The sequence below is a fragment of the Pseudomonas sp. Root401 genome (genome assembly GCF_001425105.1).
GTDB lineage: Bacteria > Pseudomonadota > Gammaproteobacteria > Pseudomonadales > Pseudomonadaceae > Aquipseudomonas > Aquipseudomonas brassicacearum.
On record NZ_LMDO01000014.1, the window covers coordinates 138,996 to 164,349 of the forward strand.

Sequence of the window (25,354 nt, forward strand, 5' to 3'; positions counted from 1 at the left end):
AACTGAATGGTAAAAACCTGTGAGTTCGGGCATTGAGGTGGACTCTGTGGGAGCAAAGCTTGCTCGCGATGACGTCGACATATGCAACACCGCTATCGCGAGCAAGCTTTGCTCCCACAGGCTCCCCACAGGTTCTGTGTTTCAACTGACAGAGGGAGGTCAGACCTGCTGCGACAACAACTGCCCATCAGCCATGCGCAGGCGCTTGGACAGGGAGACGGCGAGGGCGCGGATGATCTTGGCGGCGATCTTGGGAGCATCGTTAAGCATTTTTTCCAGGGAGTCCTTGCCCAGGTTCAGCAACTGGCAATCGCTGGCGGCGATGCAACTGGCCGAGCGCCGTTCGCCGTCGAGCACGGCCATTTCGCCGAATGCCCGGCCGCTGCGCAGCGTGGCGATGGTCACGGGCTGGCCGTCGGGGCCGGTTTTCTGCACGGCCACCTGGCCGGTGTGGATGATGCACATGAAGCTGCCGGCATCGCCCTCGTGGAAAATCGCTTCACCCTCGGCGATGGCGCTGATGCTGAAATAGCCCGACGCCGCGGCGAAGTCGACAGGCAGCAACTGGTCGAACAGACCGCAGTCCATCAACCAGTCGCGGATTTCTTTGTTCAGTAAGGTCGGTTCTGACATGTTGGCACGGTCTTTTTCTTGTGTTTGTTGCAGGTTCAGTTTGGCCCGGGTGTAAGTAGACCTCTGAGACAGACTCTTGTGGGAGCAAGGCTTGCCCGCGATGGCATCAGTTTGATCTGACAGACAGAACTGAGTCGCCTGTATCGCGGGCAAGCCTTGCTCCCACAAAGTCTTGCTCCTACATTGGACTGGGGTTTATCTGGGCCCGGCGCATGGAGCTAAGACCCAGCCATCCCACAGAGTTCCTCAGGCCACCCTCAAAACCTTCAAGACAAATGCATATTCGAGCGCTACGTCACGCAATCCCTGGTAGCGCCCGCTCATTCCGCCATGGCCGGCGCCCAGTTCGGTCTTGAGCAGCAGGGGGTTGTCGTCGGTCTTGGTGGCGCGCAATTTCGCCACCCACTTGGCCGCTTCCCAGTACTGCACACGGCTGTCGTTGTAACCGGCGATTACCAGCAGCGCCGGGTACGCCTGGGCGCTGACGTTTTCGTACGGGGCGTAGGCCCGGATCCGATCATAAACATGCGGCTCCTCTGGATTGCCCCATTCGTCGTATTCGGTGACGGTCAGCGGCAAGTCCGGGTCGAGCATGGTATTGAGCACGTCGACGAACGGCACCTCGGCAATCGCCACCTTGAACAGCTCCGGACGTTGATTGAGCACCGCGCCGATCAGCAGGCCACCGGCGCTGCCGCCGCTGATTGCCAGTTGCTCGGCGGTGGTGAAACCGTTGCTGATCAAATGTTCGGCGCAGGCGATGAAGTCGCTGAACGTGTTGTGCTTGTGTTCCTGCTTGCCGGCGCGATACCAGGCTTCCCCCAGTTCGCCGCCGCCGCGCACATGGGCGATGGCAAACGCTACGCCGCGATCAAGCAGGCTCAGCCGCGAGTGGGAAAACCACGGGTCGAGGCTTTCGCCATAGGCACCGTAGCCGTACAGGTACAGCGGTACCGGCTGGCCGAGGGCTTCGCGCTTGACTACCAGGCTGATGGGCACCTGGGTGCCGTCCGGCGCCGTCGCCCAAAGCCGCTGGCTGACGTAGGCATCGGCGTCGAACGGGCCCAGTACCGGGGTTTGCTTGAGCACGACCTGTGCGCCGCTGGCCAGGTCCAACTGGCGGATCTGCGCCGGCCGGTTCAGGGCCTCGTAGCGCAGGCGGATGCGATCGCTGACGAACTCCAGGCTGTTCTGCACATGCAGGCTGTAGGCCGCGTCCGGCAGTTGCACCCGATAGGCCGGCAAGCCCTGTGGGTGCACCTCGATGATTGGCAGGCCGCCTTCGCGCAGGCTCAAGGTCATGGCCCCGGCGTTCAGGCTCAGGCCGTCGATCATTACCGTGTCGCTGTGGGGGATCAGGTTCTGCCAGTCGGCCTCGGTCGGCGCCACGCCCGTATCGGCGGCCTGGTACAGGGCGAAGTTGATTCCGTCGCGGTTGCTACGGATCAACCAGGTCCATTGGCCATCGAGCAGGCCGTGGTCGACGTCGTATTCATGGTTTTCCACGCGGGGCGCCAGGCAGGTAAAGGGGCGCTGCGGTTGTGCGGCGTCCAGTACCCAGACTTCACTGGTGGTCTTGCTGCCCAGGGACAGGATCAACTGCTTTTCCGAGCTCGAACGATAGCAGTGCAGGAAGAAGCGCCCGTCCGGTTCGTGGAACACCTCTTCGGCGGCAGTGCCGTCCAGGCGATAGCGCCAGAGCTTGTGGGGGCGATGGGTGTCGTCCAACTCGCCGAAAAACAGCGTCAGGCTGTCGTTGGCCCAGGTCATGCTGCCGTCGCAATCGGCGAAGGACAGTTCGCTGACCTTGTCGTTGGACAATTCCTTCACGAACAGGGTGTAGATCTCGTCGCCCGTGGTGTCCAGGCTGTAGGCCAGGCGCTGGTGGTCGGGGCTGATGCTGAAAGCGCCCAGGGAAAAGAAGCCGCCGCCAGCCAGCACATTCGGGTCCAGTAGCAGTTGTTCACGGCTTTCATCCACGCTCAGGCTGTCATCGGCCGGACGCGGGCAGCGGTAGTGGCGCGGGTATTCGTCACCGGCCGTGGTACGGGTGTAATACAGGTACGGGCCCCAGGGCGAGGGCAGCGACAGGTCGGTCTCGAGGATCCGACCCTTGATCTCCTGGAACAGGGTTTCGCGCAGTTCGGCCTGGTCGGCGAGTTGCGCCTCCTGGTAACTGTTTTCCGCCTTGAGGTAGTCGAGCACGGCGTCGGTGTCGCGTTCCTGCAGCCAGGCGTATGGGTCAACACCGGGGTCCCTGCGGGCAATCGGGGCGTTGGAAACGTGGGCAGATAGGGACATGAAAGGCTCTCGAACGTTGTACGAAAAGGGACACGTGGCCTGGACAGAACCAACCACACAGGCCATTCGCCAGACGCCGGGGCAGCCTGACGAGCGAAAAGCCGTTACTATAAGCGTCTCTTTGCCTGCCTTGCCATGGACACCATGACCGAGAATGACTATCTGATCGCCTGGGGCCTCTACGCCTTCGCTGCCCTGGGTTGCCTGTTGGTGTGGATGCGCATGACCCGCTGGATGTGGCGCTGGTTGCGCGAACCGCTGCGGTTGCTGATGGCGGTGTTGCTGTTTTGCCCGACCATCGTTGATCCGGTGAAGGACAAGATCGCCCCGGCCCTGGCCATTGTTGCCCTGGACGTGCTGTTCAAAGTCGGCAACAACGTCTGGCGGGCGGCTTCCGATCTGCTCATGTACGGCATGATCGCCTTCGGCCTCTACTTCATTTTGGTGCTGATCCGCTTCCCCATCGAGCGGGCCGCCAATGCTCGCAAGGAACGGGCCGCCGCCGCAAAAGCCGCCGCCGCGGTCGATGAGCCGGAGGACGAGCCACCGTTCGGCGTGGCCGGTGATGACCGTTACGGTCGTCCGCCCGTGCCGAGCAACCCCCAGCGTTCGCGTATCGAACCGCGCCTGTAACCGGGCCTGCCCCTTGAAGCGAGAGTTCGAGCATGTGTGAGTTATTGGGCATGAGCGCCAATGTGCCGACCGACATCGTGTTCAGCTTCACCGGGCTGATGCAGCGCGGCGGCAAGACCGGGCCGCACCGGGACGGCTGGGGCATCGCCTTCTATGAGGGCCGTGGCCTGCGCCTGTTCCAGGACCCGGCCGCCAGCAGCGAATCGGAAGTGGCGAACCTGGTGCAGCGCTATCCGATCAAGAGCGAAGTGGTGATCGGGCATATTCGCCAGGCCAACGTCGGCAAGGTCTGCCTGTCCAACACGCACCCGTTCGTGCGTGAGTTGTGGGGCCGTAACTGGTGTTTTGCCCACAACGGCCAGCTCGCCGATTTCCGGCCGGGCGTGAGCTTCTACCGCCCGGTGGGCGATACCGACAGCGAAGCGGCTTTCTGCGATCTGCTCAACCGCGTGCGCCAGGCCTTCCCCGAACCGGTGGAGGTGGAACAATTGCTACCGTCGCTGATCGAGGCCTGCGCCGAATACCGCAGCAAAGGCGTGTTCAACTGCTTGCTCAGCGATGGCGACTGGCTGTTCTGCTATTGCTCGACCAAACTGGCCCAGATCACCCGTCGCGCGCCGTTCGGCCCGGCGCGGCTCAAGGATGTGGATGTGATTGTCGATTTCCAGGCTGAAACCACGCCCAACGACGTGGTCACGGTGATCGCCACCGAACCCTTGACCGAAAACGAAACCTGGACCCGCTACGAACCGGGCCAATGGAGCCTGTGGCGACGCGGCGAATGTGTCAGCCACGGCCGGACCGAATAAGGACGTCACGTTATGTTGCTCAGTTATCTACGGCTGGTGTTGTTCGCGGTGGGCCTGTTGGTTGGGGTCCAGGTGCCGGGCTTCATCAATGATTACGCCAAGCGGGTCGAGGCGCACCTGATCGAGGCGCAGACCGGCCTGCAAGGGTTCCAGGGCACTGCCAACCAGTTCTTCAAGGGCGACATGCAAGCCCTGGTGGCCCATTACCGTGCCAGCGAAGACCCGATCTTTCGCAGTGACGCCGACAGCCTGAACACCTTGCTCGTGCGCCAGCAGGCCCTGGACAAGCAATTCCAGGCGATGCAAGGCCCGTGGTACATCCGCTTGCTGCAAGTGGCGCTGGCCGCCGATCCGGACATCCGCAAGGAAACCTGGAACGGCTACAGCTACCAGATCCTGTTGACCCCCGAGGCCATGATCTGGGGCATCAGCGGTGCGTTGTTGCTGTCGTTCGGCCTGGAATGCCTGTTCCGCCTGATCGACTGGGTGGTGCTGGGCGGCAAGCGCCTGCGCCAGGGCCGGCCGATTGAGGAGCGCGACCTGCGCGGGCTGTAGCGCCGCAGCGAGCCTCTGTCGCGAGGGCGTTTGCTCCCGCTGGGGCGCGTTGTAGGAGCTGTGTAGGAGCTGTCGAGCGAAGCGAGGCTGCGATCTTTCTCCAGACACTTGAGTCTCCAGCGAAAGATCAAAAGATCGCAGGCTTCGCCAGCTCCTACAGGGACCAGCGGGAGCAAGCTCTCATGGAGCAAATTACAACCCTGTGATTTTTAAGGCTGAAAATACATATCGATCGTTCCCACGCTCCTGCGTGGGAATGTCGCCAGGGACGCTCCGCGTTCCGCTTCTGGAAGAGAGCGTGGGAACGATCAAAATAAATTCCCTCGCCACAAGACCTGTTCCCTGCGCGACAGCGCAGCGTCGAAGACGCGGCGGGGACTCCCTCGCCACAAAGGCGGTCCGCCTTTCCTGGCGATGTTCTGCCCAATCAAGTTTTTCTTATGACCCCGCCAAGGTTTTATTCGTTGGACGGGATCGCCCGTGCGCTCAAGAATCGACGCATCGGTCTCCACGTCAGCGTCGTCGAGACTTACAACAATAAAACTGCGGAGAACCACCATGAGTGCACCCGACACGCTCGGCGTCCCCCAATCCCAGGCCCGTTCCGGCCCATTCGATTGGTATCGCAACATCAACCAGCAGGAACGTCGCACCTTCTGGAGCTGCAAGATCGGCTACGCCCTGGACGGCATGGACACGCAGATGCTCAGTTTCGTGGTGCCGACCCTGATCGCGATGTGGGGCATTACCACTGGCCAGGCAGGCCTGATCCACACCAGTACCTTGATCGCTTCAGCCATTGGCGGCTGGGTGGCGGGCATTCTCTCGGACCGCATCGGTCGAGTACGCACCCTGCAACTGACGGTGCTGTGGTTCGCCTTCTTCACGTTCCTGTGCGGCTTTGCCCAGAACTACGAACAACTGTTGATCGCCCGCACACTGATGGGCTTCGGCTTTGGCGGCGAGTGGACTGCGGGTGCGGTGTTGATGGGCGAGGTGATCCGTGCCAAGGATCGCGGCAAGGCGGTGGGCATGGTGCAGTCAGGTTGGGCCCTGGGCTGGGGCATGACAGCGATCCTGTATGCGCTGCTGTTCTCGGTGCTGCCGCCGGAAGACGCCTGGCGCGCACTGTTCATCCTCGGCATCGTGCCGGCGGTGTTCGTGATTTTCGTCCGCCGGCTGGTCAAGGACCCGGAAGTCTATAACCAGGCCAAGGCCCGGCAAACACCGAGCAACCCGGCGAAATTCTACGAGATCTTCGCCCCCGGCATCCTCTTCACCACCATTCGTGCCTCGTTGCTGACCACCGGTGCCTTGGGCGGTTACTACGCGATCACCTCCTGGTTGCCAACGTTCCTCAAGAATGAGCGTGGCTTGAGCGTGTTGAGTACCGGTGGCTACCTGGCGATGGTGATCGTCGGTTCGTACGTCGGTTACGTCGTCAGCGCGTATCTGTCGGACATCCTGGGTCGGAAAAAGAACTTCGTCCTGTATGCCGTCGGCTCTTTCACCATCGTGCTGCTGTATACCCAACTGCACGTGAGCAATAACGTGATGCTCTGGCTGGGCTTTCCCCTGGGGTTCTTCGCTTCCGGGATGTTCAGCGGCATGGGCTCGTTCCTCACCGAACTGTTCCCTACGCGCATCCGTGGTTCGGGGCAGGGTTTCTGCTACAACATTGGCCGGGCGGTGGCAGCATTGTTCCCGCTGTTGATTGGCCTGCTGAGCCAGAAAGTGCCGCTGAGCGTGGGTATCGGAGCGTTCGCCGCAGTGTCCTATGGCGTGGTGATCCTCGCGGCGTTGAGCCTGCCGGAAACCCAAGGCAAGCAGTTGGAAGCCGAGTAACTGATAACTTGTGGGGCCTGGGCTTCATGGCTTGGCCCCATGATCAAAAGAAAGAACCTACAGGAGCGTTCACCGTGAGCCGCCTGCTATTGAACTGCGACATTGGCGAAAGCTTCGGCAGCTGGACCATGGGTCTGGACGCCGAGGTGATGCCCTTCATCGATTGCGCCAACATCGCCTGCGGCTTTCATGCCGGCGACCCGAGCATCATGCGCAAGACTGTCAGCCTGGCCCTGAGCCACGGCGTGCGGATCGGCGCGCACCCGGCCTATCAGGACCTGGCGGGTTTCGGCCGCCGCTCCATGGCCTATGGCGCCCAGGAATTGCAGGACTTGCTGCATTATCAGATCGGCGCCCTCGACGGCATCTGCCGGGCGCAAGGCGGACGGGTCAGCTACGTCAAGCCCCACGGCGCGATGTACAACGACATGATGGCCAACCCGGCGCAACTGCGCGCGGTGATCCAGGCCGTCGCGGCCTATGATCGGCAGCTGCCGCTGATGCTCATGGCGACCCGGGACAACAGCGCCGCCCAGGCCCTGGGCGACGAGTACGGCCTGACCCTGTGGTTCGAAGCCTTTGCCGACCGCGCCTATGACAGTGCCGGTCGCCTGGTTTCGCGGCAAGCACCGGGCGCGGTGCACCACGATCCCGAGGTGATTATCGGGCAGGCCCTGACCATCGCCCGCGGCGATGCGTTGACCGCCAGTGACGGCAGCGCCTTGCACCTTATGGCCAACACCTTGTGCGTACACGGCGACAACGCCAGCTCCGTGGCGGCCGTGCAACGCATCCGCGAAGCCCTGGACCGGCAGAGTGCGCCATGAGACCACGCTTGGAAGTGGTAGCTGTGGACTGCTTGATGGTGCGCCTGTTCGATGAGATCGCCGAGGCCAACATGCCCTGGATGCTCGCCGCCAGCGAACGCCTGCGAGCGGTGTTTGCCGAGCATCTGATTGACCTGGTGCCGTCCTATACCACGTTGATGGTGCACTACGATTTGCTCGCCCTGAACCCGGTGCAGGCTCGTGAATTGATCGACGAGGCGTTGAATGACCTTTCACCGGATGCCCGGTCCGCCGGCCAATGCCATGTGCTGCCGGTGTGGTACGACCTCCGGGTCGGGCCGGAGCTGGAGCTGCTGGCGAGCCGCAGCGGGCTGACGGTCGCCCAGGTGATCCGCCGCCACAGCGAACGCGAGTACCAGGTGTTTGCCCTGGGCTTCGCTCCCGGCTTTGCCTTCATGGGGCTGGTGGACGAGGAACTGGCCGCACCGCGCCTCGACACGCCGCGCAAGCGCGTGGCAGCGGGCAGCGTTGGTATCGCCGAGCGCCAGACCGCGGCGTATCCGGTGGTATCGCCCGGTGGCTGGAACCTGATCGGTCGCACCCCGACCAAACTGTTTGATCGCGAGCGCGACGGCTACAGCTTGATGCAGCCGGGGGACACGGTGCGTTTTGCCCCCGTGGACCATGCCGAATTCATCGCCCTGGGTGGCGACGACACACCGTTGGAGGCCCAGGCATGAGCCGGTTGTTGATCGAGGCCAGCACCCCGCTGTGCCTGTTGCAGGACGCCGGCCGTTTCGGCGTGAGGCATCTGGGCGTGACCCAGGGAGGCGCGGCAGACTGGTTGTCGATGGCCTGGGCCAACTGGATGCTCGGCAATGCCCTGGGAGCCGCGGTGGTGGAGATTACCCTCGGCGGTTTCACCGTGGTGGCCGAAGAGGATTGCGTGCTGGCGCTGGCCGGGGCGGACCTGGGTGCACGGATAGACGGCCAGGGGGTGGCGTCGTGGCGCTTCTTCAGCTTGCGCAAGGGCCAGGTGCTGGCGCTCACCCAGCCCGTGCTCGGTGCCCGGGCCTACCTGGCAGCTCCCGGTGGTTTCAATGCGCCTGCGGTGCTGGGCAGCCGGGCGACGGTGGTGCGTGAGGAACTCGGTGGCCTGGATGGGCGAGGGCGGGCGCTGAGTCGCGGCGAGCACCTGAGCTATTCAGGCGCGGCGACGCCTCGGCCCATGCCGCACACGCGGATTCCGGACTTCCAGCAAGCGCAGCCGCTGGACTTGATCCTGGGGGCGCAGAACGGTGCGTTCAGTGGACGAAGCCTGTTCGATGCGTTCAACACCCCATGGACGCTGGACAGTCGCGCCGACCGCATGGGCATGCGCTTGCTGGGCACGGCGTTGGAATATCAGGGGTCGGCGATGATTTCCGAAGGCATTCCGCTCGGTGCCGTGCAGGTGCCACCGGATGGCCAGCCGATTGTGCTGCTCAACGACCGGCAAACCATCGGTGGCTATCCACGCCTGGGCGCCTTGACTCCGTTGGCCCTGGCCCGGCTGGCGCAATGCCTGCCGGGGGCGCAGGTGCGGTTGCGGCCGGTGGTGCAGGAGGTGGCGCATCGACAGCAGGTGGAGTGCCTGCACGTTTTTCTCGACTGCTAAAAGCATCGCGAGCAGGCTCGCTCCCACACTGGATCTTCGTCATACACAAGATCCCTGTGGGAGCGAGCCTGCTCGCGATGAGGCCCTGAAGGGCACCAAAGAACTTTACTTGGAAAGAAACCGCATCCCTTCCTCCAACCCCCGCAAGGTCAGCGGGTACATCCGGTCTTCCACCAACTCGCGCACGATGTTGGTCGAGGCGGTGTAGCCCCAGGTGTCCTTGGGGTACGGATTGATCCAGATGAGCTTCTTGTACTTCTCCATGAAGCGCTGCATCCACACATAACCGGCCTCTTCGTTCCAGTGTTCGACGCTGCCGCCGGCCTGGGTGATTTCATAAGGCGCCATGGCGGCATCGCCGATGAAGATCACTTTGTAGTCGGCGCCGTACTTGTGCAGCAAATCCTGGGTCGAGGTGCGCTCCGAGGTGCGGCGCAGGTTGTTCTTCCACACCGATTCATAGACGAAGTTGTGGAAGTAGAAATACTCCAGGTGCTTGAACTCGGTCTTGCAGGCCGAGAACAGTTCTTCGCAGATCTTCACGTGGGCATCCATCGAGCCACCGATGTCGAACAGCAGCAACAACTTGACGGTGTTGCGTCGTTCCGGGCGCATCTGGATGTTCAGAAGACCGGCATCGCGGGCGGTGTGGTCGATGGTGCCGTCGATGTCCAGCTCTTCGGCCGCACCCTGGCGGGCGAACTTGCGCAGACGGCGCAGGGCGATCTTGATATTGCGGGTGCCCAATTCCACCTGGTCGTCGAGGTTCTTGTACTCGCGCTGGTCCCAGACCTTCACGGCCTTGCCCTGGCGCTTGCCGGCGTCGCCGACCCGGATGCCTTCGGGGTTGAAGCCGCCGGAGCCGAATGGGCTGGTCCCGCCGGTGCCGATCCATTTGTTGCCGCCGGCATGGCGTTCCTTCTGTTCTTCCAGGCGCTTCTTGAACTCTTCGATCAGCTTGTCCAGGCCACCGAGGGACTGGATCTGTGCCCGCTCTTCGTCGGTCAGCGAACGTTCGAATTCCTTGCGCAGCCAGTCTTCGGGAATCAACGCCTGGAGGTGGTCGTCGAGTTTCTCCAGGCCGTTGAAGTAGGCGGCGAAGGCCCGGTCGAACTTGTCGAAATGCCGTTCGTCCTTCACCAGGATCGCCCGGGACAGGTAATAGAACTCGTCCATGTCGGCGAAGATCACCCGCTGTTTCAGCGCGTTGATCAGGTCCAGCAGTTCGCGCACCGACACGGGCACCTTGGCGGCGCGCATCTCATTGAACAGGTTAAGCAGCATGGCAATCGCCCTCGCTCTTGTTAGACGAAGAGGATCAGCGAGTGCCGCGACGGCTCATGAACGCCAGGCGCTCGAGCAATTGCACGTCCTGTTCGTTTTTGACCAGGGCGCCGGCCAGCGGCGGTATGGCCTTGGTCGGATCACGTTCGCGCAGCACCGCTTCGCCGATGTTGTCGGCCATCAGCAGCTTGAGCCAGTCCACCAGTTCGGAGGTGGAAGGCTTTTTCTTCAGGCCCGGCACCTTGCGCACGTCGAAGAACACGTCCAGCGCTTCGCTGACCAGGTCCTTCTTGATGTCCGGGTAATGCACATCGACGATTTTCTGCAGGGTGACGCGGTCGGGGAAGGCGATGTAGTGGAAGAAGCAGCGACGCAGGAACGCGTCCGGCAGTTCCTTTTCGTTGTTGGAGGTAATGATGATGATCGGCCGTTGCTTGGCCTTGATGGTTTCGTCGGTCTCGTAGACGTAGAACTCCATCTTGTCGAGTTCCTGCAGCAGGTCGTTGGGGAACTCGATGTCGGCCTTGTCGATTTCATCGATCAGCAGGATCACCCGCTCCTCGGACTCGAACGCTTCCCAGAGCTTGCCTTTCTTCAAGTAGTTGCGCACGTCGTGGACCTTGTCCACGCCCAGTTGCGAGTCCCGCAGGCGGCTGACCGCGTCGTACTCGTAGAGGCCCTGGTGGGCCTTGGTGGTGGACTTGATGTGCCAGGTGATCAGGCGCGCGCCAAAGGATTCGGCCAGTTGTTCGGCCAACATGGTCTTGCCGGTGCCCGGCTCGCCCTTGACCAGCAATGGTCGCTCCAGGGTAATGGCGGCGTTCACGGCCAGTTTCAGGTCATCGGTGGCCACGTAGGCGCTGGTGCCTTCGAACTTCATCTGCAATTCCTCGAACGGTGTCGCCGGCCTGGCGAGGCGGGGCGCGGGAAATAAATATCGTGCCCGACTATAACGCGGCGCCCCGCCGACTGTGAACGCAGACGCTGTATTCAGTCTCTGAATGGGGCGTCACATGTTGACTCGGTTTCGGCGCCTTGCCAGTATTGCGTATCGCCAATTTGGCGATACGCTCGGTGGCATGTCTACTAAATATCGATTCAGAGATACCTATCGCATTCAGTTGCGGGAAAGGGATCATCCTCCGCCCCATGTCCACCTCACGGGTGGCGGAGTGGATGTGGTCCTGAGCCTGGAAACCGTCCAAGTCATGATGGGGCGGGCGCCGCCATTGATTATCAAGGAAGCGCTGGACTGGGTCAGGGCTCATCAGGCGCAACTGCTGGAGGATTGGCAACGATGCTACCCATGAAACGGCCGCGGCTAATGGCCGTGCAGCCTGTATTGCCGTTCAGTCTGGACCTGACGTTTATCGACGGTCAGCAACTGAGGCTGGACTTGAGCGCCGATGTACAACGTTATCCCGGCTTGCAGCCTTTGCTGAAAGACGGAGCGTTTGCGGGCGCAATTTTGGGCGACGATGGCTGGAGCGTGGAATGGCCCGTGCTGGATATCCAGATCGGTGCCGATACCTTGTATCTGGACGCACTGGCGCAGAACGCCGTGGACGAAAATACCCGCATCTTCATCGGTTGGCGTGCCCGCACCGGTCTGCCGCTGAACCAGGCGGCTGAAGCACTGGGGATCAGTGCTCGCAGCATCAGCCGCTACAGCAGTGGCCGTGAGGCTGTGCCGCGTTCGCTGGCCCTGGCGTGCCTGGGCTGGGACTCGTTGCAACGTAGAGGCGCAAGCGTGGCGGCGGAACCGACCGGTCGTTATACCGTCACGCGCGAACCCTAGTCGGTCGAAGGCGGCGGCTGCTCATAACGGGCATTGAAGGCCTCGACGAAACCATTGCGCAGGATCTGCAGGAAGGCTTCGAAGGCGCTGATGTCCTGTTGGTGAACATTGCCGCTGAGTTCCACCCGGGTGGCGAACTGGTTCTTGCGCTGGTTCTTGAGGGCCGTTTCGCCTGTACCCACCAGCGCTTCCCAGACCGAGCGGAAGATGTTTTTGTTCTGGTTTTCCACGTCCTGCTGCCAGTCGAACACGTCAACATCGCGCAGCAATGGCTTGATGTAGCCGCTGAGCCTGGCGTTGTCGGCTTCGGCCTCGATCACCAGGTCGCCGTGGCCAGCATTGAAATCGAATTTGCCATAAGCCGCGGCGAAATCGTTCAGGCGCTTGAGCTCGATGTTCGTGGCCCGCAGGCGGAAGTCGAAGTCCTCGAAGTTGCTCAACGGGTCGAAGGTGGCCTGCATTTCCAGCGGCGCGTGTTCGGCCACCAGGGCCTTGCCCTCGAAGCGGGCGTCGCGCTTGCCTTTGGTGTCGACGACGTTGGTCAGGTTGTAGAAGCTGGCGTTGACCTCGGTGGCCCGCAGGTTGACCGGTGGTTTGGAGTTGAAATTGCGAAAGGTGACCTTGCCGTCCCGGATACGCACTTCGTTGAAGGTGATGGGCAGCAGTTTGCTCAACTGCTCGCGCCAGTTGGTGCCCTGGCCGGTCTGGGAGTTCTGGCGGTTGGCGCCGCCGTCGACGAAGTTCACTTCGGCGCGGGCGAATTCAACCTCGGCGACCACCGCATGCTCGTACCACAGCGAGTGCCAGCTCACAGACAGGTCCACCCGCGGTGCGCTGACGAACGGCACCGGGACCTTGCCATCGACCTTGACGATTTCCAGGCCATTGATCCGGTAGGCACCGCGCCACAGGGCCAGGTCCACGTCGGTGATCCGGCCGCGATAATCGCCCATGTTGGCCAGTTTTTCGTTCAGGTAGTCGCGTACCAGGTAAGGCAAGGTGAAATGCAGGGCCACCAGCACCGCGGCGATGGCGGCGAAAACCCACAGCGGCCAGCGGTATCGACGCTTCATGTCAGTCAGTCTCCAGCGTTTGTTGAGGGAGCGCCTTCTAATGCCATTGACTGTCTCAGCAACGGGAACGTTCGGTGCAACTGGACGCCCATGGGCAACAGGCATACCTTTAAAGGCTTACATTCCCGCTGCATCAAGGACCCAGCCATGAGCCGTATATTCGCTGACAACGCCCATTCCATCGGTAATACGCCGCTGGTGCAGATCAACCGCATTGCCCCGCGCGGTGTGACCATCCTGGCCAAGATCGAGGGGCGTAACCCAGGGTATTCGGTCAAATGCCGGATCGGTGCGAACATGATCTGGGACGCTGAAAGCTCGGGCAAACTCAAGCCGGGCATGACCATCGTCGAACCGACTTCGGGCAACACCGGGATCGGCCTGGCGTTCGTCGCCGCCGCCCGTGGCTACAAGCTGATGCTGACCATGCCCGCCTCCATGAGCATCGAGCGACGCAAGGTGCTCAAGGCCCTGGGCGCGGAGCTGGTGCTCACCGAACCGGCGAAGGGCATGAAAGGGGCGATCGAAAAAGCCGCCGAGATCATGGCCAGCGATCCAGCCAAATACTTCATGCCGCAGCAGTTCGATAACCCGGCGAACCCGGCGATCCACGAAAAAACCACCGGTCCGGAAATCTGGAACGACACCGACGGCGCGGTGGACGTACTGGTGGCTGGCGTGGGCACAGGCGGCACCATCACCGGGGTTTCGCGGTACATCAAGAACACCTGTGGCAAACCGATCCTGTCGGTGGCGGTCGAGCCCGAGGTTTCGCCAGTGATTACCCAGGCGATGGCGGGCCAGGAGATCAAGCCCAGCCCCCACAAGATCCAGGGGATCGGCGCCGGGTTCGTGCCGAAGAACCTTGACCTGTCGATCGTTGACCTGGTCGAGCGGGTCTCTGACGACGAGTCCAAGGCCATGGCCCTGCGCTTGATGCAGGAGGAGGGCATTCTTTGCGGGATCTCTTGTGGCGCGGCGATGGCCGTGGCCGTGCGCCTGGCGGAAAAACCGGAGATGCAGGGCAAGACCATCGTCGTGATCCTGCCGGATTCGGGCGAGCGCTACTTGTCGAGCATGTTGTTCAGTGATCTGTTTACCGAGCAGGAGATCCAGCAGTAACTGCCTGCAGGATGTGGCAGGCGGTTAAATCGCATTTTGGAAAGGGTGTTGACGGGCGTCAGCCAACGTTCAGGTCACGCATGCTAAGAAGGGAATTATTGCGTAATCCTCAACAGTGAATGTTGCGCCAGACGGTTTCCCGGCCAGGCCATGATCTATAACATGGCCGGCCGCTGGGCTGGGCTGGGCTGGGCTGATGGTGTTGCGTAAGTTGTTTTTGGACAAGGAGTTATAAAATGACCGTTTCGTTTGTCGCCAAGGCCTCGGTGTTGCTGCTGTTTTTGGGCAGTACGCTTTATGTGCATTTGCGTGGCAAGGCGCGTTTGCCGGTGTTGCGTCAGTTCGTCAACCACTCGGCGCTGTTCGCCCCCTATAACACCTTGATGTACCTGTTCTCCGGCGTGCCCTCGAGACCTTACCTGGACCGCAGCAAGTTCCCCGAACTGGATGTGCTCAAGGACAATTGGCAAGTCATCCGCGACGAGGCCATGCACCTGTTCGACGAGGGCTACATTCGCGCTGCCGAGAAGAACAACGACGCGGGTTTCGGCTCGTTCTTCAAGAAGGGCTGGAAGCGTTTTTACCTCAAGTGGTACGACAAACCGCTGCCGTCGGCTGAGTTGCTGTGCCCCAGGACGGTCGCGCTGGTCAGCCAGATCCCCAATGTCCGGGGCGCGATGTTTGCCCTGCTGCCGGGTGACAGCCATCTGAATCCTCACCGAGACCCCTTCGCCGGTTCGTTGCGTTATCACCTGGGCCTGTCCACCCCCAATTCCGACGACTGCCGGATCTTCGTCGACGGTCAGATCTACGCCTGGCGCGACGGCGAAGACGTCATGTTCGATGAAACCTATGTGCACTGGGTCAAGAACGAAACCCCGCAGACCCGCGTGATCCTGTTCTGTGATGTCGAGCGGCCCTTGAAAAGCCGGTTGATGACCCTTCTCAACCGCACCATCAGCGCGTTCCTCGGCCGCGCCACCGCGCCACAGAACCTGGATGATGAACACGTCGGTGGCATCAACCGGGCCTATGCCTGGAGCAAATCGTTCAGCGACGGCATCAGTGGCCGGGTCAAGCAGTTCAAACGCAAGCATCCCAAGGCCTACCGGGTGATGCGGCCCTTGTTGGCAGTGGTGGTGCTGACGGCGCTTGGCTATTGGTTGTTCGTTTAAACATTGCGCAGTCCATCGAGCGCTGGTTATAGTCAGCGCTCCTCGGGTTTTCGAACCCACTCCTTCAAGAGATCGGCTCATGCCTGCATCCCCTGTCATCGCGGTCGTGGTTCCAGCGTTCAACGCTGGCGTCGTGCCGTGTGGGAGCCAGCAGCCTGCGCAGATCGGTCAATACCCTCCACCTGTCAGTAGCTCATCGGTGTACGCCTTCGTATCACCGCCGGGTGTTGGCATTCAGGGCTGATCGGCAACGGTTGCCATCCCCTGTGCCCGCCTGAAAAAACTACTGGACTTCAGCTTCGGCTGAGTTGGCTTTTTGCCTGACTACAGGTGGTATCCATGTTTTCCCTTTCCAAAAACGCCTTGTTGGCGGCGGCTTCCACGAGCCTGTTCGTTTTGCTGTGGAGCAGCGGGGCGATCTTTTCCAAGCTGGGCCTGGCCCACGCTTCTCCCTTCGCCTTTTTGCTGATCCGTTTTGCCATTGCGCTGTCGGCGCTGGTGCTGTTGATTCCGTTGCTCAAGTTCAAGCTGCCCAAGACCGGCAAGCCGATACTGTACGCGGCGACCACCGGGCTCGTGCTGCTGGGTGCCTATCAGATTTTTTATTTGCTGGCGCTGCAAATGAGTGTCACGCCGGGGGTCATGGCAACCCTGATGGGCGTGCAACCGATCCTGACCGTGGTGCTCATGGAACGGCAGCGTTCCTGGTCGCGGATGTTTGGCCTGGCGCTGGGTTTGGTCGGGTTGGTGATGGTGGTGTACCAGGGCATCGGCCTGGCCGGCATGTCCCTGGCCGGGATGCTCTGCGGGTTGCTGGCACTGGTGAGCATGACGGCCGGTTCGATCATGCAGAAGCGTATCACCGACAACCCCCTGGGCACGCTGCCGGTGCAGTACCTGGCCGGGCTGGTGCTGTGCGCGGTGTTCGTGCCGTTCCAGCCGTTCCATTTCGAGTACAGCACGGGGTTCTTCATGCCGGTGTTGTGGATGGGGCTGGTGGTGTCGGTGCTGGCGACATTGCTGCTGTACCGACTGATCGCCCGCGGCAACCTGGTGAATGTCACCAGCCTGTTCTACCTGGTGCCGGCGGTGACGGCGATCATGGACTACCTGGTGTTTGGCAACCGGCTGGCGTTGTTGAGCTTGCTGGGGATGGTGCTGATCATCGTGGGGTTGGTGTTTGTGTTTCGTAAAAGTCGCTGAGCTTTGGCTGCTCGCTGACTGAACAACCGCCATCGCGGGCAAGCCTTGCTCCTACAGGTCATGTACAAGCCTTGCTTCCACAGGTGATGTGTAGTCCTTGTGGGAGCAAGGCTTGCCCGCGATGGCATCTTGCGCCGCACCGATGAACTACCGGGCAGACACCTCAGCCGGTTTCACCACCCCTGGCTTGAGCACCAACCACAACGCCGCCGCAATCAACACCCCACCATACAGATGCGCCATCCCCAACGGCTCATCCAGCAGCAACGCCCCCCACAGCACGCCGAACGGCGGGATCAGGAAGGTTACGGTCATGGATTTGACCGGGCCGATGGAACTGAGCAGGCGGAAGTAAAGAATGTACGCCAGCGCGGTACATACCAGGCCCAGCCCCAGCAGCGACAACCAGACGCTCCAGCCACCCCAGCTGGCCGGTGGTTGGCTGATGACGCTGTAGCCAAACAGCGGCAGCAAGAACACCGTGGCGCCGAACATGCTGCCCAGGGCCGAGAGACGGCTGTCCAAGCCACCTTGCTGATCGAGCCAGCGCCGGGTGAGGAAACCGGCAAAGCCATAGCAGGTCGTGGCCAGCAGGCAGGCGAGGGCGCCCATCAACAGTTGCAGGTCGAACGCTACCGGGCCGGCGCGGGTCAGGATGCCGACGCCGAACAACCCCAGGCAGACACCGCTGACCTTGGCGGGGGTGAGTTTTTCGCTGAAGAACAAGCCGCCGATCAACACCCCCATCAACGGCGTGGTGGCGTTGAAGATCGCCGAGTAACCGGCCGGCAGCACCTGGGCCGCCAACGAATAGAACGTGGCCGGAATGCCCGAGTTGATCAGGCCCAACCCCATCACGACTTTGAGCTTGCCGCGAAAATTCCAGTCGACGCGCATCAGGGCCAGGATCACCAGCAGCCCGACGAAGGCGATGGACACGCGAAAAAATGCCGTGGGGATTGTGCCAATGACGGGGGCGATAATGCGCATGAACAGGAAACTGGCGCCCCAGATAGCGGCCAGTGACAGTAAACGCAGGATATCGACGAGGTTCACAAGTCATTCCTTCCTTGATTGGGCGGCAAGTGTCGCCGCCCTGAATAGCGATGGCAATGGTTGCGTTGCCGCGTGATTGGCCTCTAAGCTCAGTCGCCAATAACAAGCATGACCCGCCGAGGTTTACCCTATGCCGCAGCCATGGCCCGCCATCGAAATCGCCCGTTCGATCCTCGACGGCTTCGACGATTATCGTGAGCACTTCCGGCAGATCACCGACGGCGCCCGCGCCCGGTTCGAGCAGGCGCTGTGGCTGGAGGCGCAAGCGGCTTCGGCGGCGCGCATCAACTTGTACGAAGAAAAAGTCTTCGAAACCGTCGCCAGGCTGCACAAGGCCTTCGATGATGAAACACTGATGGATGTGAGCTGCTGGCCGCTGGTCAAGAGCGCCTACATCAGCCTGATCGACCTGCGCTTCGACGATGAGCTGTCGGAAACCTGGTACAACTCGATCTTCTGCGGGTTGTTCAGCCACGACCTGATCAGCGACGGCACCATGTTCATCCACACCACCCGGCCCAGCCTGCGCCGGGCCCGTGCAGCCCAGACCCGCACCTACAAACCCCAGGGGCAGTTGGACCGGATGCTGGCGAGCGTGTTCGCCGATTACCGTTTCAGCGAAGACTACGCCGACTTGCCGGGTGACCTGCGGCGCCTCGAAGCGCAGTTGCGCGAGAACCTGCCGGACTGGGTCTGCAAGGACCCGGAGCTGACGGTGGAGTTGTTTTCTTCAGTGCTCTATCGCAACAAGGGCGCCTACCTGGTGGGCCGGATCTACACCCGCGAGGACCAATGGCCGCTGGTGATCCCGCTGTTGCACCGCGAGGGCCGGGGTATCCAGATCGATGCGCTGATTACCGACGAGGCGCAGGTGTCGATCATCTTCTCGTTCACCCGCTCCTACTTCATGGTGGATGTGCCAGTGCCGGCGGAGTTCATCGGCTTTCTCAAGCGCATCCTTCCAGGCAAGCACATCGCCGAGTTGTACACCTCCATCGGTTTCTACAAGCACGGCAAGTCCGAGTTCTACCGGGCACTGATCAACCATCTGGCGAACACCGACGACCAGTTCATCATGGCCCCGGGTGTGCGTGGCATGGTCATGAGCGTGTTCACCCTGCCGGGCTTCAACACGGTGTTCAAGATCATCAAGGACCGCTTCTCGCCGTCGAAAAACGTCGACCGGGCCACGGTGATCGAGAAGTACCGCCTGGTGAAGAGCGTCGACCGGGTCGGGCGCATGGCCGATACCCAGGAGTTCGCCGATTTCCGTTTTCCCCTGAGCAAGTTCGAGCCGGCGTGCCTGGAGGAGCTGCTGGAAGTGGCGCCGTCCACGGTGTCGGTGGAAGGCGACACGGTGCTGATTCGTCACTGCTGGACCGAACGGCGCATGACACCGCTGAACCTGTATTTGGAAAACGCCAACCAGGACCAGGTGCGCGAGGCGCTGGAAGACTATGGCCTGGCCATCAAGCAACTGGCGGCGGCCAATATCTTTCCCGGCGACATGCTGCTCAAGAACTTCGGTGTGACCCGCCACGGCCGCGTGGTGTTCTACGACTACGATGAAATCTGCTTCCTGACCGAAGCCAACTTCCGCCACATCCCCCAGCCCCGCACACCGGAAGACGAAATGGCCTCCGAGCCCTGGTATTCCATCGGCCCGCTGGACGTCTTCCCCGAAGAATTCCCGCCGTTCCTGTTCGCCGACGCCGGGCAGCGCAAGCTGTTCGACCAGTTGCACGGTGAGTTGTACAACGCCGACTACTGGAAAAGCCTGCAAGAGGCGATTCGGGCGGGGAAGGTGATCGATGTGTTCCCGTATCGGCGCAAGGGGTAGAAGCAGCTTCAAGATTCAAGCTTCAAGCTTCAAGCTTCAAGCGGCAAGTTTTGAGTTTCAGGCCAGTGCCGCTTGCAACTTACAGCTTGCAGCTTGAAACTTGCCGCTGCTCCTATTCCCCTTGCGTACCTGATGACTGACCAATTTCCCGCTATCGACAAGCTGCTGAAAAACCTCGACCACGCCATGCTCGCCGACCGTCACCGGTTGCGGCGTCAGTTGCTCGAGCTGCGCAAGAAGCCCGACGAGGCCAAGCTGGCCCAGTGGGTGACGCGCATGCAGGCGTCGTGCGATCAGGTGTTGGCGCGCAAGGCGAGCCTGCCGGTGATTCGCTACGACGACAATTTGCCGATTGCCGCCAAGCGCGACGAAATCAAGGACGCGCTGCTCAAGCACCAGGTGCTGATCATCGCCGGCGAAACCGGCTCGGGCAAAACCACGCAGTTGCCGAAGATCTGCCTGGAGATCGGCCGCGGCCAGCATGGCTTGATCGGCCACACCCAGCCGCGCCGGATCGCTGCGCGCAGTGTGGCGAGCCGGGTGGCCGAGGAACTGGCCACGCCCTTGGGGGCGCTGGTGGGCTATCAGGTGCGGTTCGAGGACCAGAGCGACGCCAACACCCTGATCAAACTGATGACCGACGGCATCCTGCTGGCCGAGACCCAGAATGACCGCTACCTCGAGCGCTACGACACGATCATCGTCGACGAAGCCCACGAACGCAGCCTGAACATCGACTTCCTGCTGGGTTACCTCAAGACCCTGCTGCCGCGCCGTCCCGACCTGAAAGTCATCATCACCTCGGCGACCATCGACCTGGAGCGCTTTTCCAAGCACTTCGATGACGCGCCGATCGTCGAAGTCTCGGGCCGCACCTTCCCGGTGGAAACCTGGTATCGCCCGCTGACCCTGGAGCAGGACGAGGAAGGCAACCGGGTCGAAGACGACTTGACCGTCGACCAGGCGATCCTCGCCACCCTCGATGAAATCGCCGCCTACGAGCGCAGCGAGCGGCGCAGCCCTGGGGACGTGCTGGTGTTCCTGCCAGGCGAGCGGGAGATTCGCGACGCCGCGGAAATGCTGCGCAAGGCCCAGCTCAAGCACACCGAGATTCTGCCGCTGTATGCGCGCCTGTCGCCGGCCGAACAGCAGCGCATCTTCCAGTCCCACCCGGGCCGTCGCGTGGTGCTGGCGACCAACGTCGCCGAAACCTCGCTGACCGTGCCGGGCATCCGCTACGTGATCGACAGCGGCACCGCGCGCATCAGCCGCTACAGCTATCGGGCCAAGGTCCAGCGCTTGCCCATCGAAGCCATTTCCCAGGCCAGCGCCAACCAGCGCAAGGGCCGCTGCGGGCGGGTCGAACCGGGCATCTGCGTGCGGTTGTACAGCGAAGAAGACTTTCTTGGACGGCCGGAATTCACCGACCCCGAGATCCTGCGCACCAACCTCGCGGCGGTGATCCTGCAGATGCTGCACCTGCGTCTCGGCGAGATCACCGATTTCCCGTTCATCGAGCCGCCGGATGGCAAGGCCATCAGTGACGGTTTCAACCTGCTGCAAGAATTGTCGGCGGTGGACCGCAACAGCCAGTTGACCCCGCTCGGTCGCCAGTTGGCGCGCCTGCCGGTGGACCCGCGTATGGGCCGCATGCTGTTGGAAGCGGCGAAGCTGGGCAGTTTGCAGGAAGTGTTGATCGTCGCCAGCGCCATGTCGATCCAGGACCCGCGCGAGCGTCCGCCGGAGCGCCAACAGGCGGCGGACCAGGCCCATGCCCAGTGGAAGGACGCGGATTCGGACTTCGCCGGGCTGGTCAACCTGTGGCGCGGTTTCGAAGAGCAGCGCCAGGCCCTGACCGCCAGCCCGCTGCGCAATTGGTGCCGCAAGAACTTCCTCAATTACCTGCGCCTGCGCGAGTGGCGTGATTCCCATCGGCAGTTGAGCCTGATCTGCCGCGACATGCAGTTGAGCCTCAACAAAGAACCGGCCGACTTCCCGAAATTGCACAAGGCGGTGCTCTCGGGCCTGTTGAGCCAGATCGGCCAGAAAACCGAAGACGGCGATTACCTCGGCGCTCGCCAGCGGCGGTTCTGGGTCCACCCCTCGTCGGGCCTGGGCAAGAAGCGTCCGCAATGGCTGATGACCGCCGAGTTGGTGGAAACCACCAAGCTGTATGCGCGCATGGTGGCCAAGATCGAACCGGACTGGATCGAACCGCTGGCCGGGCACCTGATCAAGAAAAACCACTTCGAACCCCATTGGGAGAAGAAGCGCGGGCAAGTGGTGGCTTATGAGCAAATCACCCTGTTCGGGCTCATCGTCGTTGGTCGCCGGCCAGTTCACTACGGGCCGGTGGACCCGGTGGTCTCCCGTGAACTGTTCATCCGCGAGGCGTTGGTGCGCGGCGAGATCCAGTCCAAGGCCAAGTGCCTGAGCGCCAATACCCGGTTGCTGGAGCAACTCGACGAGCTGGAAGCCAAGGCCCGTCGCCGCGACATCCTGGCGGACGAGGAAACCCTGTTTGCCTTCTACGACGCGCGCTTGCCGGCCGAGATCCACCAGACCGCGACGTTCGACAGCTGGTACCGGATCAACAGCCAGAAGGACCCGCAACTGTTGATCATGCGCGAAGAAGACGTGCTGGCCCGCGAAGCCAGTGAAGTCACCGCCGCGCATTACCCCGACACCTTGCGCGTCGGCGACCTGACCTTGCCGCTGAGTTATCACTTCGAGCCCAACCACCCGCGCGACGGCGTGACGTTGCGAGTGCCGGCGCCACTGCTGCCGATGCTGCCGCCGGAACGCCTGGAATGGCTGGTGCCGGGGGTGATCGAGGCCAAGTGCATCGCCCTGGTGCGCAACCTGCCCAAGGCCTTGCGCAAGAACTTCGTGCCGGTGCCGGATTTCGTCAAGGCGGCGCTGCAGCGCATCACCTTCGCCGAGGGCTCGTTGCCGCAGTCCCTGGGTCGCGAATTGCTGCGCATGACCGGCGCGCGGGTCAGTGACGAAGCTTGGGCTGAAGCGGCCCAGCAGGTGGAAAACCACCTGCGCATGAACCTGGAAATCGTCGACGGCCAGGGCAAGTTCCTTGGCGAAGGCCGCGACCTGGCCGAGTTGACGGCGCGTTTTGCCGAAGCCAGCCAGGCGGCCCTGGCCGTACCGCAAACGGCGAAAAGCCAGGCGCCGGTGGAGGCGAAGGTCTTCGCGCCGGTGGCCGAGAAAACCCAACAGAAGATCGCCGGGCTGTCGATGACGGTCTACCCGGCGCTGGTGGAAGAGGGCGGCGTGGTCAAGGAAGGGCGATTCCCGACGCCGGCCGAAGCCGAGTTCCAGCATCGCCGCGCTTTGCAGCGCTTGCTGATGCAGCAATTGGCCGAGTCGGCCAAGTTCCTGCGCGGCAAGCTCCCGGGGCTGACGGAATTGGGCCTGCTGTACCGCGATCTGGGCCGCATCGACAGCCTGGTGGAAGACATTCTGCTGGCCAGCCTCGACAGTTGTGTGCTCGAAGGCGAAGCGAGCCTGCCCCGTGACGGCGCCGCGCTGGCCTCCCTGGCCGAGCGCAAGCGCGGCGGCTGGACCGAGCACGCCGAACGCCTGGCGAAGCTGACCCTGGACATCCTCAAGCTCTGGCATGGTTTGCAAAAACGCTTCAAGGGCAAGATCGACCTGGCCCAGGCCGTGGCGCTGAACGACATCAAGCAGCAACTCAGCCACCTGGTCTACCCGGGCTTCGTCCGCGAAACCCCACATCAGTGGCTCAAGGAACTGCCGCGCTACCTTAAGGCAATCGAGCAACGCTTCGAGAAGCTCGGTAGCCAGGTGCAGAAAGACCGGGTCTGGAGCGGCGAGCTGTCGAACCTCTGGGCCCAATACCAGGCCCGCGCCAGCAAACACGCTCAGGAAGGCAAGCGTGATCCGCAACTGGAGCTGTACCGCTGGTGGCTGGAGGAATACCGGGTGTCGCTGTTCGCCCAGCAACTGGGGACCAAGGTGCCGATCTCGGACAAGCGCCTGGGCAAGCAGTGGGGGCAGGTGGAGGGTTGATGGCAAAGACCATCAAACCCCTGTGGGAGCGAGCTTGCTCGCGATAGCGGTGGTTCAGCCTGCATTGATATTGACTGATACACCGCCATCGCGAGCAAGCTCGCTCCCACAGGGTATGGTGTTGTAGTGAAGGGAGAATGGGCCAAACGCCAGCGTTTATGGCAAACTTCGCGGCTATAAATGCCGGTCCCGTGGTTTTGAGCTTCAATGCCTCGGGCGGATCGGAATAAAGCGATGCCAGGGCTGCTTCCCCGGATGGGAAAAGTCCCTTTGTGTATTGGTACGTCGGTGCCAATGCTTTCTGCCTGAACAGATCAGAGACACGACCATGCATAACGTCGTCATCAGCGGCACCGGCCTGTACACCCCGGCCAACAGCATCTCCAACGAAGAGCTGGTGCAATCTTTCAATACCTATGTCGGGCAATTCAACGCCGATAACGCCGACGCCATCGCGCGCGGTGAAGTCGAGGCCTTGACCGAATCCAACGCCGCGTTCATCGAAAAGGCTTCCGGCATCAAGAGCCGCTTTGTCATGGACAAGGACGGCATTCTCGATCCACAACGCATGACCCCACGCTTGCCCGAGCGCTCCAACGACGAGTGGTCGGTGCTGTGCGAAATGGCCATCGGCGCCGCGAAGCAGGCCCTGGAACGCGCCGGCCGCACCGTCGCCGACATCGACGGCGTGATTGTCGCCTGTTCCAACCTGCAGCGGCCGTATCCGGCCATCGCCATCGAGGTCCAGGAAGCCCTGGGCATCGACGGTTTCGGTTTCGACATGAACGTGGCCTGTTCCTCGGCAACTTTCGGCATCCAGGCAGCGGCCAACAGCGTGCAACTGGGCCAGGCCCGGGCGATCCTGATGGTCAACCCGGAAGTGTGCACCGGTCACCTGAACTTCCGTGATCGCGACAGCCACTTCATTTTCGGCGACGCGGCCACCGCCGTGATCATCGAGCGGGCGGACCTGGCGACCTCGCCGTACCAGTTCGACGTGGTCAGCACCAAACTGCTGACCAAGTTCTCCAACAACATCCGCAACAACTTCGGCTTCCTCAACCGCGCCGCGGAAGAGGGCGCCGGTAGCCGCGACAAGTTGTTCGTCCAGGAAGGCCGCAAGGTGTTCCGCGACGTCTGCCCGATGGTGGCCGAGCTGATCGGTGCTCACCTGGAAGAAAACCAACTGAACGTTGGCGAGGTGAAGCGCTTCTGGCTGCACCAGGCCAACCTGAGCATGAACCACTTGATCGTGCGCAAACTGCTGGGACGCGAAGCCACCGAAGAGGAAGCACCGGTGATCCTCGACCGCTACGCCAACACCAGTTCGGCCGGTTCGGTGATTGCGTTCCACAAATACCAGGATGACCTGCCCAGCGGCTCGGTCGCCGTGCTCAGTTCGTTCGGCGCCGGTTATTCGATTGGCAGCGTGATTTTGCGCAAGCGTTGATCCACTGTTGCTGCGTCGAATTTTTTTGTGGGGGCAAGTCCTTGTGGGAGCAAAGCTTGCTCGCGAAACAGGCGACTCGGTTTATGGA

21 protein-coding genes are annotated in these 25,354 nt (G+C 61.9%); 15 read left to right on the forward strand and 6 right to left on the reverse strand.

What is annotated here, in order from left to right; genetic code table 11:
• Positions 1-159: 159 nt before the first annotated feature.
• On the reverse strand, positions 160-633 hold the full coding sequence (locus ASC85_RS14105) for a cyclic nucleotide-binding domain-containing protein (RefSeq protein ID WP_057449793.1): 474 nt from the start codon (positions 631-633) through the stop codon (positions 160-162).
• A 246-nt stretch (positions 634-879) separates the two neighbouring features.
• Positions 880-2,934: a S9 family peptidase gene (locus ASC85_RS14110; protein ID WP_057449795.1), complete on the reverse strand. Its 2,055-nt coding sequence runs from the start codon at positions 2,932-2,934 to the stop codon at positions 880-882.
• A 135-nt stretch (positions 2,935-3,069) separates the two neighbouring features.
• Between ASC85_RS14110 and ASC85_RS14115 the strand changes: the two genes are divergently transcribed.
• The 7 genes from ASC85_RS14115 (at position 3,070) to ASC85_RS14145 (ending at position 9,221) form a co-directional block, all read left to right on the forward strand.
• On the forward strand, positions 3,070-3,567 hold the full coding sequence (locus tag ASC85_RS14115) for a hypothetical protein (protein ID WP_057449796.1): 498 nt from the start codon (positions 3,070-3,072) through the stop codon (positions 3,565-3,567).
• A gap of 32 nt (positions 3,568-3,599) precedes the next feature.
• Positions 3,600-4,376: a class II glutamine amidotransferase gene (locus ASC85_RS14120; RefSeq protein WP_057449798.1), complete on the forward strand. Its 777-nt coding sequence runs from the start codon at positions 3,600-3,602 to the stop codon at positions 4,374-4,376.
• A 12-nt stretch (positions 4,377-4,388) separates the two neighbouring features.
• Complete coding sequence (locus ASC85_RS14125; protein WP_057449800.1) at positions 4,389-4,931, forward strand: DUF2937 family protein; 543 nt, start codon at positions 4,389-4,391, stop codon at positions 4,929-4,931.
• A 558-nt stretch (positions 4,932-5,489) separates the two neighbouring features.
• Positions 5,490-6,776 (forward strand): MFS transporter, encoded by a 1,287-nt coding sequence (locus tag ASC85_RS14130; RefSeq protein WP_057449802.1) that lies wholly within the window; start codon positions 5,490-5,492, stop codon positions 6,774-6,776.
• 74 nt (positions 6,777-6,850) lie between these two features.
• On the forward strand, positions 6,851-7,603 hold the full coding sequence (locus ASC85_RS14135) for a 5-oxoprolinase subunit PxpA (RefSeq protein ID WP_057449804.1): 753 nt from the start codon (positions 6,851-6,853) through the stop codon (positions 7,601-7,603).
• Complete coding sequence (pxpB, locus tag ASC85_RS14140; RefSeq protein WP_057449805.1) at positions 7,600-8,304, forward strand: 5-oxoprolinase subunit PxpB; 705 nt, start codon at positions 7,600-7,602, stop codon at positions 8,302-8,304. The genes ASC85_RS14135 and pxpB overlap by 4 nt, the downstream gene beginning before the upstream one ends.
• On the forward strand, positions 8,301-9,221 hold the full coding sequence (locus ASC85_RS14145) for a biotin-dependent carboxyltransferase family protein (RefSeq protein ID WP_057449807.1): 921 nt from the start codon (positions 8,301-8,303) through the stop codon (positions 9,219-9,221). Before pxpB ends, ASC85_RS14145 begins: the two co-directional genes overlap by 4 nt.
• Positions 9,222-9,326: 105 nt before the next feature.
• Here ASC85_RS14145 and ASC85_RS14150 read toward each other — a convergent pair whose 3' ends face one another.
• Complete coding sequence (locus ASC85_RS14150; RefSeq protein WP_003198888.1) at positions 9,327-10,505, reverse strand: vWA domain-containing protein; 1,179 nt, start codon at positions 10,503-10,505, stop codon at positions 9,327-9,329.
• Positions 10,506-10,539: 34 nt separating this feature from the next.
• A complete protein-coding gene (locus tag ASC85_RS14155; protein ID WP_003184225.1) occupies positions 10,540-11,385 on the reverse strand; it encodes an AAA family ATPase in 846 nt (281 codons plus the stop codon).
• Between the two features lie 199 nt (positions 11,386-11,584).
• On the opposite strand from ASC85_RS14155, the gene ASC85_RS14160 reads away from it, so the two are divergent.
• Together ASC85_RS14160 and ASC85_RS14165 are read left to right on the forward strand one after the other, a co-directional pair.
• Positions 11,585-11,815 carry a DUF4160 domain-containing protein gene (locus ASC85_RS14160; RefSeq protein ID WP_057449862.1) on the forward strand — a complete coding sequence of 77 codons (231 nt, stop codon included), beginning with the start codon at positions 11,585-11,587 and terminating at the stop codon, positions 11,813-11,815.
• Positions 11,803-12,303 (forward strand): DUF2442 domain-containing protein, encoded by a 501-nt coding sequence (locus ASC85_RS14165; RefSeq protein WP_057449809.1) that lies wholly within the window; start codon positions 11,803-11,805, stop codon positions 12,301-12,303. Before ASC85_RS14160 ends, ASC85_RS14165 begins: the two co-directional genes overlap by 13 nt.
• On the opposite strand, the gene ASC85_RS14170 is transcribed toward ASC85_RS14165, so the two are convergent.
• On the reverse strand, positions 12,300-13,376 hold the full coding sequence (locus tag ASC85_RS14170; RefSeq protein WP_057449811.1) for a DUF748 domain-containing protein: 1,077 nt from the start codon (positions 13,374-13,376) through the stop codon (positions 12,300-12,302). The genes ASC85_RS14165 and ASC85_RS14170 overlap by 4 nt on opposite strands.
• Positions 13,377-13,523: 147 nt before the next feature.
• Here ASC85_RS14170 and cysK point away from each other — a divergent pair, with 147 nt between their 5' ends.
• The 3 genes from cysK to ASC85_RS14185 all read left to right on the forward strand — a co-directional run bounded on the left by cysK (position 13,524) and on the right by ASC85_RS14185 (position 16,876).
• The gene (cysK, locus tag ASC85_RS14175; RefSeq protein ID WP_057449813.1) at positions 13,524-14,498 is read left to right on the forward strand and encodes a cysteine synthase A; all 975 of its coding nucleotides are present in this window, start codon (positions 13,524-13,526) and stop codon (positions 14,496-14,498) included.
• 236 nt (positions 14,499-14,734) lie between these two features.
• Complete coding sequence (locus ASC85_RS14180; protein ID WP_057449815.1) at positions 14,735-15,673, forward strand: aspartyl/asparaginyl beta-hydroxylase domain-containing protein; 939 nt, start codon at positions 14,735-14,737, stop codon at positions 15,671-15,673.
• 339 nt (positions 15,674-16,012) lie between these two features.
• A complete protein-coding gene (locus ASC85_RS14185) occupies positions 16,013-16,876 on the forward strand; it encodes a DMT family transporter (protein WP_057449817.1) in 864 nt (287 codons plus the stop codon).
• Between the two features lie 147 nt (positions 16,877-17,023).
• On the opposite strand, the gene ASC85_RS14190 is transcribed toward ASC85_RS14185, so the two are convergent.
• Positions 17,024-17,932 carry a DMT family transporter gene (locus ASC85_RS14190; RefSeq protein WP_003198898.1) on the reverse strand — a complete coding sequence of 303 codons (909 nt, stop codon included), beginning with the start codon at positions 17,930-17,932 and terminating at the stop codon, positions 17,024-17,026.
• 130 nt (positions 17,933-18,062) lie between these two features.
• Between ASC85_RS14190 and aceK the strand changes: the two genes are divergently transcribed.
• The 3 genes from aceK to ASC85_RS14205 all read left to right on the forward strand — a co-directional run bounded on the left by aceK (position 18,063) and on the right by ASC85_RS14205 (position 25,266).
• The gene (aceK, locus tag ASC85_RS14195) at positions 18,063-19,772 is read left to right on the forward strand and encodes a bifunctional isocitrate dehydrogenase kinase/phosphatase (RefSeq protein WP_057449819.1); all 1,710 of its coding nucleotides are present in this window, start codon (positions 18,063-18,065) and stop codon (positions 19,770-19,772) included.
• 132 nt (positions 19,773-19,904) lie between these two features.
• Complete coding sequence (gene hrpA, locus ASC85_RS14200; RefSeq protein WP_057449821.1) at positions 19,905-23,816, forward strand: ATP-dependent RNA helicase HrpA; 3,912 nt, start codon at positions 19,905-19,907, stop codon at positions 23,814-23,816.
• Between the two features lie 328 nt (positions 23,817-24,144).
• Positions 24,145-25,266, forward strand: coding sequence for a beta-ketoacyl-ACP synthase III (locus ASC85_RS14205; protein ID WP_057449824.1), 1,122 nt, complete (start codon positions 24,145-24,147; stop codon positions 25,264-25,266).
• Positions 25,267-25,354 lie beyond the last annotated feature (88 nt).

Bases quoted from the DNA above. Each gene is read 5' to 3' on its own strand.
- ASC85_RS14165 (WP_057449809.1), top strand. From the start codon at position 11,803: ATGCTACCCATGAAACGGCCGCGGCTAATGGCCGTGCAGCCTGTATTG.
- ASC85_RS14205 (WP_057449824.1), top strand. From the start codon at position 24,145: ATGCATAACGTCGTCATCAGCGGCACCGGCCTGTACACCCCGGCCAAC.
- ASC85_RS14120 (WP_057449798.1), top strand. From the start codon at position 3,600: ATGTGTGAGTTATTGGGCATGAGCGCCAATGTGCCGACCGACATCGTG.
- ASC85_RS14105 (WP_057449793.1), bottom strand. From the start codon at position 633: ATGTCAGAACCGACCTTACTGAACAAAGAAATCCGCGACTGGTTGATG.
- ASC85_RS14110 (WP_057449795.1), bottom strand. From the start codon at position 2,934: ATGTCCCTATCTGCCCACGTTTCCAACGCCCCGATTGCCCGCAGGGAC.
- aceK (WP_057449819.1), top strand. From the start codon at position 18,063: ATGCCGCAGCCATGGCCCGCCATCGAAATCGCCCGTTCGATCCTCGAC.
- ASC85_RS14125 (WP_057449800.1), top strand. From the start codon at position 4,389: ATGTTGCTCAGTTATCTACGGCTGGTGTTGTTCGCGGTGGGCCTGTTG.
- ASC85_RS14185 (WP_057449817.1), top strand. From the start codon at position 16,013: ATGTTTTCCCTTTCCAAAAACGCCTTGTTGGCGGCGGCTTCCACGAGC.
- ASC85_RS14115 (WP_057449796.1), top strand. From the start codon at position 3,070: ATGGACACCATGACCGAGAATGACTATCTGATCGCCTGGGGCCTCTAC.
- ASC85_RS14150 (WP_003198888.1), bottom strand. From the start codon at position 10,505: ATGCTGCTTAACCTGTTCAATGAGATGCGCGCCGCCAAGGTGCCCGTG.
- ASC85_RS14180 (WP_057449815.1), top strand. From the start codon at position 14,735: ATGACCGTTTCGTTTGTCGCCAAGGCCTCGGTGTTGCTGCTGTTTTTG.
- ASC85_RS14160 (WP_057449862.1), top strand. From the start codon at position 11,585: ATGTCTACTAAATATCGATTCAGAGATACCTATCGCATTCAGTTGCGG.
- hrpA (WP_057449821.1), top strand. From the start codon at position 19,905: ATGACTGACCAATTTCCCGCTATCGACAAGCTGCTGAAAAACCTCGAC.
- ASC85_RS14145 (WP_057449807.1), top strand. From the start codon at position 8,301: ATGAGCCGGTTGTTGATCGAGGCCAGCACCCCGCTGTGCCTGTTGCAG.
- ASC85_RS14130 (WP_057449802.1), top strand. From the start codon at position 5,490: ATGAGTGCACCCGACACGCTCGGCGTCCCCCAATCCCAGGCCCGTTCC.
- ASC85_RS14155 (WP_003184225.1), bottom strand. From the start codon at position 11,385: ATGAAGTTCGAAGGCACCAGCGCCTACGTGGCCACCGATGACCTGAAA.
- pxpB (WP_057449805.1), top strand. From the start codon at position 7,600: ATGAGACCACGCTTGGAAGTGGTAGCTGTGGACTGCTTGATGGTGCGC.
- cysK (WP_057449813.1), top strand. From the start codon at position 13,524: ATGAGCCGTATATTCGCTGACAACGCCCATTCCATCGGTAATACGCCG.
- ASC85_RS14170 (WP_057449811.1), bottom strand. From the start codon at position 13,376: ATGAAGCGTCGATACCGCTGGCCGCTGTGGGTTTTCGCCGCCATCGCC.